Raw genomic sequence first — 11,694 nt, 5'->3', positions numbered from 1 at the left:
GGGTGACCCGGGCGGGACGGACACGTTCCGCCGCACGGGGCCCGCGTTCCGCCGCATGGGCACAGCGTTCCGCCGCGCTGGGCCCGCATACCGCCGCACGGGCCCCGAATCGGCCCTGTTACCCACACGAACACCTCCTGTAACTCAGATCACACAAAAATTCGTTCGAGGTCGACACAACCATTCGTCGGTGTGACCGGTCCTCATATCGCGACGGGGGCTCGTACCGCGACGGGGAAGTGCTGTCACGCCCCCGTCCGTCCCCCACCGCGCCCACCTGCCGGTCGTGCGTTCCCGCGCGACCGCGTCCCGCTCTGCCCGCATGCCCGCACGCACTGTTCTGAGAGAGGTACCCGCATGGCCGGTTCGTCGGCGAAGCGGCGGCACAAGGTCCGCAAACGGGCCGATATGTCGCTCCTGGGCGGCATTCGTCCACCCATCGCGGCCCTCTCGGCCCTGCTTCTCGCGTTGGCCGCCCTCACCGCACTCGGCCTCGGCAACCCCCAGCGGGAGCCGCTGCCCGAGGCCGTCCTCACCTCTCAGCAGCACTTCGCGGAGGACGGCGCCATCGCGCTGCGCGCCTCGCTGGACGAGTCCATCACGGACCTCAACCGGACGGCCGCCCTCTTCAACGCGGGCGACCCGGTCTCCGCCGACACCGTCCTCGACAAGCTCGGCAGCGTCTACCAGAAGTGGCGCGGCTCGGCGGTCGTCGAGATCAAGTCCGGCAAGCTGCTGGCCGCGCGCGGCGAGAACGTACCGCTCCTCGCCATCGACCGGGACAAGCTCGCCGACGCCGACGGCCTCGCGCCCCGCATGGTCCGCCTCAAGAACGGCGAGACCCGGCTGCTCACCTTCGCCCTGCTCTCCTGGGAGGGGCAGCCGCAGCAGCTCCTGGTCACCTCGAACAGCCTGAAGTTCCCCGGCGTCAGCATCGGCAAGTTCCGGGTGATCGCCGTGGTCGACTCCGGCGGCCAGATCCTCAGCAGCGACGGCATCCCGGCGCCCGAGAAGATCCCCTCCGACACGGTCGAGGAGGAGGTCAAGCAGACAAAGAAGCAGCTCCGCTCCTTCGCCAAGCGCAGCGCCAAGAAGGCCGAGCAGAACCCGGTCAAGTCCAAGGAGCCCGGCTCCGGCGGCTTCCTCGGCGTCAGCGGGACGATGACGGGAACGCGGATCAGCGGTGAGCGCCCGATCGCCGGATACGCCTCGCTGGCCGCGCCCGAGGCGGGCGAGTCCACCGACGCGACCAGCCTCGGCCTCTCCGTCGTCTCCCTCGTGACCGTCCCCGAGAACACCAGCCGCGTGAACAGCCCGCTGTTCGGTCTGCTCTCGGCCGCCGCGCTGCTCGTCATCGGCGCGCTCGCCGTGACCCTGCTGCTCGGTACGGTCCAGCGCCCCCTGATCCGGCTGTTCCTGGAGAGCCGCCGCCTCACCCGCGGCGATCTGACCCGGCCCGTGACCGTGCCCCGCTTCGGCGAGACGCGCCGGCTCGGGCAGGCGCTGGACCGGCTGCGCCGCCAGCTCCTCGGCGAGACGCCCGAGGCGACCGCGGACGACGCGCCCGCGTCCGTGTCCGGTAGCGCCTCCGGCTCCAGCGGCTCCGGCAAGGCACCGCGGCGCCGCCGCGGACGCCGCGTCGGCACCCGCGCCCTGCTGGCCACCGGCGGCATCCTGCTGCTCGTCTGGTCCGCCCCGATGATGCTGCTGCTCAACCGCGCCGGCGACTCCGTCGTCGTACCGCAGCAGATCGTCAACGACCAGCGCGAGCGCACCGACACCCTCGCCGACCGGGTGCGCCGCGCCCTCAACGAGGGCCACGCCGACATCGTCTCCGTCGCCACGCTCATCGGCGACAAGACCGAGCCGGACGCCATGACCACCGTCCTCGAACGGACCATGCGCGAGCACCCGCGCTACGAGTCGATGTACGTCCTGTCCCCCGAGGGCGAGGTGCTCGCCAAGGCCGGTGAGACGCCGAAGCACCCGGCGGGACAGAAGCCGGGCGAGGCGCCCGTCACCCTCCTCGACACGGACGACACGAAGCCGCGCATCGCCGGATACGCCGAGCTGCCGGGCCGGGACGGCGCCGCCGTCGTCGGCGAGTTCCGCGTCGACTTCCTCAACTCGCTGCTGAAGCGGCCCGGCCTCGGCCAGGTGCGGATCGTCGACGCCGAGCGGCGCGTCCTCGGCTCCAACACCGGCTACCTGGCGTTCGAGAAGCTGCCGTCGAAGCGGCTCGACTCGTTCGTCGCGGGCACCAACCAGCAGGTCGGCCTGAGCGCCAAGCCCAGCAGCGTCCTCTACCGCAGCGGGGACGGCATCCAGATCGCCGCCGCCGCGCCCTTCGCGGGCGGCGGCGCGGCGAAGGCACTCGGCTGGACGGTCGTGAGCTGGCAGCCCGCCTCCGGTCTCGCCATCCCCGAGTACAGCGCGCAGAACCGTACGGTCCTCGCCGGGCTGCTCGGCGTCACGGCCGCGGCCGGCTGTCTGGGCTGGCTGCACATCATCGTCGTCCGTCCGCTGCGCGACCTGGCCAAGCAGGCCGAGACGCTGGCGGGCGGCGACCGCCGCACCGTCCTCTACCCGCGCCACCACGACGAGGTCGGCGCCATCGCCCGCTCCCTGGAGCTGCTGCGCCAGCAGCTTCTGGAGCAACGCAAGCGCGATGGCGCGCCGTCCGCCCTCGCCGGAAGGAACTGACCGACCGTGCTCTTCCTCTACTTCGTGCTGCTCGTGTGCAGCGCGATCCTGCTGATCGCGGGGCTCGTCGAACAGCGGCGGCACTTCACCAACCTGAACCGCATCCCCACCCGGGTGCTGGTCAACGGCATCCGCGGCAAGTCCTCCATCACCCGGCTGTGCGCGGGCGCGCTGCGCGGCGGCGACCTGGTCACCGTCGCCAAGACCACCGGCACCGCGGCGCGCTTCATCCACCCGGACGCCACCGAGGAGCCCGTCTACCGCAAGTTCGGCATCGCCAACGTGGTGGAGCAGATCGGGATCGTGCGGCGGGCCGCCGCGTACAACCCCGACGCGCTGGTGATCGAGTGCATGGCCGTGATGCCCGCGCTCCAGGAGATCAACCAGTCGAAGCTGATCCGCTCCACGATCGGTGTGCTGTGCAACGTCCGTGAGGACCACCTCGCCGAGATGGGCCCGACCCTGGACGACGTGGCGCGCTCGCTGTCGCGCTCCATGCCGGAGGACGGCATCTGCGTCACGGCGGAGAAGGATCGTTTCGACATCCTTCAGGAGGAAGCGGACGCCCGTAACTGCCAGCTCATCTACGCGGACCCCGACACCGTCTCCGACGAGGAGCTGCGCGGCTTCAGTTGGTTCACGTTCAAGGAGAACGTGGCCATCGCGCTGAAGGTCGCCGAGCTGATGGGCGTCGAGCGCGAGACCGCGCTCCAGGGCATGTACGACGCGCCGCCGGACCCGGGTGTCCTCTCCGTCGAGCGCTACCTCACGCCCGACGGCAAGAAGCTGCGGTTCGCGAACGTCTTCGCGGCGAACGACCCCGAGTCCACGCTGATGAACATCAACCAGCTCCTCGACCTGGGCGCGATCTCCCGCCCGCTCAACGTCGTCATCAACTGCCGTCCCGACCGCGTCGAGCGCAACGGCCAGATGGGCGAGATCATCCCCGAGCTCCAGCCGGAGAAGGTCTTCGTCATCGGCCACCCGGCGAAGAGCGCCATCGACGCGATCCCGGCCGAGTGGCGGTCGCACGCGGTCGACCTCGGCGGCGACAAGCGCGATCCCGAGGAGTTCATGCGCGAGCTGCTGGGGATCCTGGGGCCCGAGTCCTCGCTCGTCGCGATCGGCAACATCCACGGCCAGGGCGAACTGCTGCTGGAGCACCTGGCGGAGCTGCCCGCCGACGAGACGCCGGACCCGGAGGAGGGTGACGGAGGAGCGGGCGGGACCGGTGGGACCGGAGAGGTACGCACACCGCCCACCGCCGCGTCGGCCGCCTCCGCCTCGGTCACCCCGGCCGCCGACGACACCGTCGCCGTCCCGGTCGTGTCCGCGTCCGGGAACGCCCCGGCGCACGCCCCGCTCCTCGCACTCCCGCCCGCGCCCGCCGACGTACAGGCGCACGGGCAGGAGACCCCGCGGCCCGCCGCACAGCCCCGGCACGACGAGACCCTGGCGCTGCCGCGCTACGCCCCGCGCATCGACCCGTACCGCCCCTACTCCGAGGCGTACGAGCAGCGCTACCAGCAGCGGCCGGAGCGCGGCGCGTTCGAACCGGTCCAGATGCCGGGCCACCAGGACCATCAGGACCAGCACGACCAGCAGGAGCAGGCGCGGCAGTCCCCGTACGACCACCGCACCGCCTCAGGCGAGTACCAGGAGAACCCGGAACACCCGGAGCACCACGAGTACCCCTCGCCCCACCAGACCCCGCGGCAGAACCCAGGAGAACCCCGTTGATCCCCGCAGTCCTCACCCCCGAGATCGCCGCGATCGGCATCGGCCTGGGCCTGATGTTCTCCCTGATCTGCTACCTCACGACCAACCTCTCCCCCGGCGGCATGATCACCCCGGGCTGGCTGGCGCTGACCCTCGTCGAGGACCTCCAGCGCGCCGCCATGGTCGTCGGCGTGACCGTACTGACGTACGTCAGCACGCTGCTCGTCCAGCGCTTCGTGATCCTCTACGGAAAGCGCCTGTTCTCCGCGGTCGTCATGATCGGCGTGCTCCTCCAGGGGACCGTGATGATCGTGCTGTCGCTGGAGTTCCCCCTCATGTACGCCAACCAGACACTCGGCTTCATCGTCCCGGGTCTGATCGCGTACCAGCTCGTACGCCAGCCCAAGGGCGCGACCATCCTCGCCACCGGCACGGTCACGCTCACGGCCTACGTCGTCCTCACCGCCGGCATTCTGCTCGGCGCCCTGCCGTCAGCCTGACCCGCCCACCCACGGGAGCCGATTCGTCATGAGTGCCAAGTCCAAGAAGCGGGGCCGCCCGGTCCTGCACGCCACGACGGTCCTCGCGCTGCTGGCCGGCAGCGCCTATCTGACCGTAGAACTCCGCAAGGACGAGCAGGCCAAGGCGCCCGCCGTCCAGGCGATCACCGACACCCCCGGCAAGCTGCGGAACGGGGCCAAGGCCACGACCGGCGAGCAGTCCTGGGAGCGGCTGAAGAACCCGGAGCGCTCGGTGCTGCGCGGGGAGGACGGCGAGATCCTCGCCACCTTCACCGACGGCGCGCGCACCGCGACCCTCACCGGCCCCAGCCGCACCTTCGACGAGCCGACCAACACCAAGTCCCGGGTGGTCACGGAGGACTGGGTGCGGCTGATGCCGGAGGTGTGGACGGAGGGCGCCGAGAAGGAGAAGTGGTTCAAGGACTGGTTCAAGGAGTTCTTCGGCAGCGAGGAGGACGACATCTTCGCGTACGCCTTCCAGTACATCGAGGGCGCGCCGCTCAAGAAGGACGACGAGGGGGTCCCGTACACGGGAGACGCCAACTTCGGTCCGGTCGACGAAAGTTCCCCCGGTAACCGGCTGGAGCAGTCCGACTTCTACGACTACCTCGGCATCCCGTACACCTTCCGCGACGGCACCACCAAGCAGCCGCAGAAGGCGCGTTACCGCGCCATCGACTGCTCGGGCTACATCCGGACGATCTTCGGCTACCGGGCCCGCTACCCGCTGATGGTGGCCGACGGGGTCGGCGACGGCCTGCCGCGCACCGCCAACGGCATGACGCGCTCGGACGTCGGTGTGGACATCTACAAGCTGGGCGGCCCCTCGCCCTGGTACACGCGTCCTGAGTCCACCAGCAAGCTCCAGCCGGGCGACCTGGTGTTCTTCAAGATGGACAGGCGGACCAAGGACCGGATGGACCACGTCGGCCTGTACCTGGGCAACGACACCGAGGGCCACCAGATCTTCATCTCCAGCCGCAAAGAGGTCAACGGCCCGACGATGGGCGACCAGGGCGGCACCTCGCGCCTGGACGGCAACGGCTTCTACGCGGCGCTGCTGCGCGCGGCGAAGCGCCTCTGACGTACGTCACCGCGAGCGCCCCGCGCCGGACCGGTCAGCTCCGGGGCGGGGCGCTCATGCGTATATGCCGAGGGTCAGGCCTGGGCCGCGTACGAGAGGAAGCTGCTCCAAGCCGCTGGTGCGAGGGCGAGCTGCGGACCCTGCCGCACCTTGGAGTCCCGGACGTGGACGGTGTCGAGGCAGGTGGCCACCTCCACGCAGCAGTCGCCGGAGCCGCTGCTGTGGCTGGACTTGCGCCAGGAGAGGGCCACCTCGACGCAGTCGCCGTCACCGCCACTGCTGTAACTGCTCTTGAACCAGACCAGTTCCATGGTGCTCATCATGCTCCTCGCATTCGCCGCAACAGGCTCAGGGAGTCTTCGAGGGAGAGAGCCTGCGAACGCATCCTGGCATACCGCATCTGGAGCACGCTGACCTCTTTCGGGTCGGATACGAACTGGCCGCCTCGCTGGCCCTCGCAGTACGCGAACCACCGGTTCTCCGGGGTCTCCAGCAACTGCACCGGACCATCCAATCCAGCATGAGCCTCCCGCACCTGCGGCATCACCTGGATCTCCACATTCCGCAACTCCGCGATCTCCAGCACATGCTCGACGAGCCCCCGCGTCACCTCCGCCCCGCCCGTCCGCCGCAGGAACAGGTGCTCCTCCAGGATGAAGCTGTACGCCGTGTTCGGCCGTTCCCGCAGCAGCCGCTGCCGCTCCGCCCGCGCCGCCCACTGCGCCTCGATCTGGTCGTCGCCGAGGGGCGGCAACTGCTCCACGAACAGCGTGCGCGCGTACGCCTCCGTCTGCAAGAGGCCGGGAATCAGGCGGCATTCATACGTGTACAGATTCAGCGCCTCCGCCTCCAGCAGCGCCCACTGCCGGAACCAGCTCGCCAGCCCCGGTTTCCGCGACAGATGCTTTGCCGCGCCCCTGATCGCCCCGAATCCGTCCAGCACCTCCTCCGCCCGCTCCACGAAGGCCCGTTGCGGGAACCGCCTGCCCTGCTCGATCGAGGCCACCGTCTGCGGCGAGTACCGAACCCTCGGGGCGAACTCCTCCTGGGTCAGGCCCGACCGCTTGCGGAATGCCTTGATCACCTCGCCGAACGCCTTGAGGCTGTCCGACCTCTCCGGTTCCACTCCGGTGGGACAGGGGCCCGCCCCGCCGGGTCCACCGATCTCACCGGTCCCGTCCGTACTGCCGGTCTCGTCACTGCCGGTCTCATCCGCCATGCCAGGACACCTCCCGCACACCCGCCTCGACACACACCCCGAACCCGGACATGGTTACGTGGAGTTACCACACCCGTCCACCGTGTGTACCCGTACGCTGACTCAGCGTACGGGTCGCCGGACTGGTGAACCGGTGTTCGGCCGGGTCGGATTGGCGCCCTGACGCCAACGCCGAGGTTTCCGCGCTCACGGGTCACGCGCTCACGGGTTCGGCCTCGGTCGGTGCGGGCAATGTTCCGGGCTTGGGCTGGTCACCGACCCGAGTGCGCGGCCGACGGCCCGCCAAGTCCAGCACATGTTCCGGGAACCGGTCTGACGGCCGGAGGTCTCGAACACAGCGAAGCCCATGCAGTTGACTCAGGCCGCACGGGCTTCGTGGGACAGCAGTTGAACCGGCTCGGCCTATCGGCTGAGCCGCAGCGCCCAGCCGTCCTGGCCGTCGGCCAGATCCTGTCGGACCAGACGGGGCGTGTAGGTCTCGGGTGCGGGGCGGTTCGCGTCCTCCCACGCGGTGAGCCAACCGCGCAGAATTTCCAGGGAGGGGCTGTCGGAGCGGTCGGCCAGGATCGTGCCGTCCTGCTGGATGGCGGCTGCGGAGGTCGTCGTGGTGTGCCCGATGGCCCACAGGTCCGGGCGGAGTCCGGCCATGGTGAGGCGGGGGTCTGCGAGCGAGGCGGCGAAGGTCCGCCAGGACGGCCAGTCGATCTCCCGGCCGTACGGCGCGGTGTGCGCGCCCTTCAGCCGGTCCAGTGCGGTTCGGGCACCGGTGCGCATCTGGTCGTCCTCGTCGCGCCAGGCCAGGGAGATCCAGGACGGGGACGGGACGCGGTTCTCCCAGTCCACCCACCGGCCAGGCAGGTCGAGATCGCCTTTGGGTGAAGTCGTGGCCTCGATGTAGCCGCCGTTCGCCACCGACTCGACCTCGGGCCGGCCCTCGCGCACCACGATCTTCGCCACGACGGTCACGTTGGGCACGGCCGCGATCGGGAGCGGCGCCACGATGATCCCGCCGTCCACCATCTGATCCACCCATGCCTTGGGCAGGAGCGGAGGCGTGCACCAGGCCACCATCCGGTCGTACGGGACCCGGGAGGCGAAGCCTGCGGTACCGTCCGAGTCGTGGCATTCGACGTTGCGGACGCCGCGCTCCTGGTGGATGACTGCGGCCCAGCGAGCCAGGTAGGCGTCGATGTCGAGGCTGGTGACCTGCCCCGAAGCTCCGACGAGCTGCGAGAGCAGGGCGCCGGAGTAGCCGGAGCCGGTGCCGAACTCCACCACATTCATGCCCTCGCGCACGTCGAGCGTATTCAACTCGCGATGGATCACGCGGGGATTGGAGCGGTGGGGTGTGACGCCGCGTTCCTCGTGGTGGGTGTAGTGGTGCTCAGGTACGGTCTCGGCTGCTTGGGCGACGGTGGTCACGGGGCCACTCCTTCGAGGGGTGAGGTACGCGTATGCGTCAACTGCTCCAGGCGAGTGAAGGACACGCCAGGGTGATCGCACGGAGTTCAGATGGTCAGGGCTGTGTGGTGATGCCAGCCGGCGGCGGTGTACTCCCCGACCGGGCCGCCATCGGGAAGGGACGCCCAAGAGTGGTACTCGACCGGCGGCGGGGCGAAGCGCACGCCCAGGCACCAATCGAGCCGCTGCCCGACCAGTGCGGCGGCGAGGACCGCGCCGAGGGAGGTCTCCATGCAGGCGATACGCCCCGGCCACCAGCGGCCGGCATGCCGCACGGCCAAGACCTGGAACCGGGCCATCGACCACATGGAAGGCGTGCAGTCGGTACGCACACGCAAGGCCGTCAAGAACATGCGCAAGGACCTCGCCCGGTTCCGCGCCCGCGGGGTGCACTGCGCGGCAGAACTCGACGAGCGAGCGATCGACTTCCTCAGCGTCTAGGCTCTGGCAGCCCTTCCTGGTGTCCTTGTCGACACTCGCGAAAGAGATAGTCGTAGGGACGAGCGACAACGCCGCGTTCACCGTACTGAGGGGCCGTAGAGCACTACGGTCAACAGGTGAACGGTGACACCATCGAAGCCAGTTCAGCCGACCGACTGCGCACCCAGCTGATCGACCGTCTGGTCGATGAAGGACACGTGCGCACGCCCCGCGTGGAGGAGGCCATGCGGGCGGTGCCCCGGCACCTCTTCGTCCCGAACGCCCCGCTGGAGAAGGCGTACGGGAACGCTCCCGTGAACACCAAGTTCGATGAGAGCGGCGCCTCCATCAGCTGTGCCTCCCAGCCCGACATCGTCGGCATGATGCTGGAACAACTGGAGGTCGAGCCTGACCAGAAGATCCTGGAGCTGGGGGCCGGCACCGGCTTCAACGCGGGTCTCCTCGGCTACCTCGCCGGAGAGAAGGGGCATGTCACCACGATCGACGTGGACCGGGACATCGTGGACGGGGCACGTGCCGGACTGGCCGCAGCCGACATCCGCAACGTGGAGGTGATCCTCGGCGACGGAGCAGTAGGCCACGCTCCCAATGCGCCGTATGACCGCATCGTCGCCACGGTCGGCGCCCACGGTGTGCCCCACGCCTGGATCGACCAACTGGCCCCCGGCGGTCGGCTCCTCACCCCGATGCGCCTGCGCGGCAGCGTCTCGCGCTCGATCGCCTTCGAGCACCAGGACGGGGCCTGGCGCAGCGTCGGCAGCCAGATGAACACGTTCATGCCGCTGCGCAGGGGCATCGCCGACGACCCGCGCGTCTTCGTCCCCTTGGACCCCGACAACACCGTCACCCTCGTCACCAACGGAGACCAGACGGTAGCCCCGGAGGCCCTGAGCGACGTCTTCCGCCAGCCGCGCGCGGAGGTGTGGACGGGCGTCAACTTCCGGGGCCCGGAGTCGGCGGAGTACCTGGAGCTGTGGCTCACCTGCACCATGCCCAACGGCCTGAGCCGGATGCCCGCGAAGCCCGAAGCCCTCAAGAGCGGTCTGGTCACCGCGCCCTACGCGTCCTCCACCGCCGTCTTCGAGGGCTCAACGCTCACCTACCTCACCCGACGCCCGGCCGCCGAGAAGGCCCCCGACGGCGCCAACCTGTACGAATTCGGCGTCATCGGCCACGGCCCCGATGGCGAGGCACTCGCCGGAGCTGTCTCCGATCAGGTCCGCGCCTGGAACCGTGACTTCCGGAGCCGCGACGTCGGGTTCGAGATCCAGCCGCTCGACGCGGCGCCGCTCGCGCCGAAGCCCGGTCGCTTCGCCTTCGACAACGAGCTGAACCGCATCGTCATCGAATGGCAGTGACATGGACGTCGGTCAGACAGCACGGCGGTTCCCGCTGGTCGCCCGTCCGCGTCCGGCCTGCCCACCTCTTGCAGATCGGGTCCGTGAGATCAGTGACCTGGCTCGCGCCGCTGAACGCGACAGCGAGGTGAACTCCGCGACCGTCGTGCTGAACAAGGCGGCGCTGATCGCGAGCGACTGCGGCATACCGGATCTGGCGCGCGATCTGTGTCGGCGTCACACCGAGGTCTTCCTGCGCGCTCAACCCCTGGGCGCGCAGGAAGCCCGGTACGCGTTGGAGCCCCTGGTCAACCTGGCACGCCTGCGCATCCGCGACAGCGACGGGGATGCCGCGTACCTCCTGCTCGACGCATTGAACCGAGCGGTGAGATCGAAATCAGAAGCGGTCATCGACGGCCGCGCCGTGACCTTTCAGCACCTCACGGACTCAGCGGCCGGATATCAACAGGTGTGCCAGTGGCTGTGGACGGTTCTGCTCGGCGACGGCACCCGTGCCCTCGTTGCCGCTGGTCAATGGGACCGCGCACGGGCACACGTCGAGCAACACCACGGGGTAGGCCGGCGCCTCTTCGACGGACGTCAAGTGGAGGTGCTGGTCCGCTGCCTCGGTGGCCAGCCCACGGAAGCACTGGAATTCCTGAACAACAGCGCGCTGTCGGAGGATTGGGAACGCCCTGTCGCCGCGTGCCTCGCCGTGCTCTGTCTCACCGCAGCCGGAGAGTGCCCTGTCGGCCCCGTCGAGACCATGGTGGAGCACTACCTGGCACTCGACACCGCCCCCGAACTTGCCGTCTTCCGCTCCCGTGTCGGACTGGCCGTGCTCGATCTCTCCCCACGTCCCCAGCAGGCCGAAGCGTTCCGCCGCCTCAGGCACGAGGCAACGACGTACGGCGACGGGTACGTGGCGCGGGACATCCTTGCTCATCCGATGTGTCGCGAGCAGATGGACCGGGACGAGATCTGCACGCTGTCGGCCGCCGTCGCTTCGGCCGGCCTCGGCCAAGGCAGGATCCCCGCACCCTTGGAGCAGGACCTCTCGGACGCCGTGGCGATTAGCATTGGCGTGACGGAACGCCACCTTGCCCGGCGGCTCCACGCCGACTCGTGAAGGCCGCCGCGTCACCTGGTTGCTCAGGGCACGTACCGCTCCTGCCGCCGTACACGCCCGGAGAGTACGGCCTCGGTGGC

At 69.6% G+C, this 11,694-nt stretch carries 11 protein-coding genes; 7 read left to right on the top strand and 4 right to left on the bottom strand.

Features of this window, described 5'->3' with window-relative positions; genetic code table 11:
* Window positions 1-357: 357 nt before the first annotated feature.
* From ACIBJC_RS13340 to ACIBJC_RS13325, 4 genes are read left to right on the top strand one after another with little or no spacing between them, the layout of a single operon-like run.
* Window positions 358-2,703 (top strand): HAMP domain-containing protein, encoded by a 2,346-nt coding sequence (locus ACIBJC_RS13340; protein ID WP_399291618.1) that lies wholly within the window; start codon window positions 358-360, stop codon window positions 2,701-2,703.
* Window positions 2,704-2,709: 6 nt separating this feature from the next.
* Window positions 2,710-4,443, top strand: coding sequence for a poly-gamma-glutamate synthase PgsB (pgsB, locus tag ACIBJC_RS13335; RefSeq protein ID WP_399291616.1), 1,734 nt, complete (start codon window positions 2,710-2,712; stop codon window positions 4,441-4,443).
* On the top strand, window positions 4,440-4,922 hold the full coding sequence (locus ACIBJC_RS13330; RefSeq protein WP_382886346.1) for a poly-gamma-glutamate biosynthesis protein PgsC/CapC: 483 nt from the start codon (window positions 4,440-4,442) through the stop codon (window positions 4,920-4,922). The genes pgsB and ACIBJC_RS13330 overlap by 4 nt, the downstream gene beginning before the upstream one ends.
* A 28-nt stretch (window positions 4,923-4,950) precedes the next feature.
* A complete protein-coding gene (locus ACIBJC_RS13325; protein WP_399291614.1) occupies window positions 4,951-6,027 on the top strand; it encodes a C40 family peptidase in 1,077 nt (358 codons plus the stop codon).
* Between the two features lie 74 nt (window positions 6,028-6,101).
* Here ACIBJC_RS13325 and ACIBJC_RS13320 read toward each other — a convergent pair whose 3' ends face one another.
* The 4 genes from ACIBJC_RS13320 to ACIBJC_RS13305 form a co-directional block, all read right to left on the bottom strand.
* The gene (locus ACIBJC_RS13320; RefSeq protein ID WP_399291613.1) at window positions 6,102-6,347 is read right to left on the bottom strand and encodes a DUF397 domain-containing protein; all 246 of its coding nucleotides are present in this window, start codon (window positions 6,345-6,347) and stop codon (window positions 6,102-6,104) included.
* A complete protein-coding gene (locus ACIBJC_RS13315) occupies window positions 6,347-7,246 on the bottom strand; it encodes a Scr1 family TA system antitoxin-like transcriptional regulator (protein WP_399291611.1) in 900 nt (299 codons plus the stop codon). The genes ACIBJC_RS13320 and ACIBJC_RS13315 overlap by 1 nt, the downstream gene beginning before the upstream one ends.
* A 402-nt stretch (window positions 7,247-7,648) precedes the next feature.
* Window positions 7,649-8,668 (bottom strand): protein-L-isoaspartate O-methyltransferase, encoded by a 1,020-nt coding sequence (locus tag ACIBJC_RS13310; RefSeq protein WP_399291609.1) that lies wholly within the window; start codon window positions 8,666-8,668, stop codon window positions 7,649-7,651.
* Between the two features lie 86 nt (window positions 8,669-8,754).
* Window positions 8,755-9,039, bottom strand: a complete 285-nt coding sequence (locus ACIBJC_RS13305; protein ID WP_399292321.1) for a lasso peptide biosynthesis B2 protein — start codon at window positions 9,037-9,039, stop codon at window positions 8,755-8,757.
* Here ACIBJC_RS13305 and ACIBJC_RS13300 point away from each other — a divergent pair.
* From ACIBJC_RS13300 to ACIBJC_RS13290, 3 genes are all read left to right on the top strand, one after another.
* Entirely contained in the window at window positions 8,939-9,148 is a 210-nt protein-coding gene (locus ACIBJC_RS13300) for a hypothetical protein (RefSeq protein ID WP_399292381.1), read from the top strand. The genes ACIBJC_RS13305 and ACIBJC_RS13300 overlap by 101 nt on opposite strands.
* A gap of 116 nt (window positions 9,149-9,264) precedes the next feature.
* Window positions 9,265-10,506 (top strand): methyltransferase, FxLD system, encoded by a 1,242-nt coding sequence (gene fxlM / locus ACIBJC_RS13295; RefSeq protein WP_399291607.1) that lies wholly within the window; start codon window positions 9,265-9,267, stop codon window positions 10,504-10,506.
* Between the two features lies 1 nt (window position 10,507).
* Window positions 10,508-11,614 carry a hypothetical protein gene (locus ACIBJC_RS13290; RefSeq protein ID WP_399291606.1) on the top strand — a complete coding sequence of 369 codons (1,107 nt, stop codon included), beginning with the start codon at window positions 10,508-10,510 and terminating at the stop codon, window positions 11,612-11,614.
* The last annotated feature ends 80 nt before the right edge of the window (window positions 11,615-11,694 follow it).

It is taken from the genome of Streptomyces sp. NPDC050509 (genome assembly GCF_044457965.1).
GTDB lineage: Bacteria > Actinomycetota > Actinomycetes > Streptomycetales > Streptomycetaceae > Streptomyces.
Note: the sequence above shows the minus strand (reverse complement) of the source record. Positions and strands in the feature narration are given on the sequence as shown.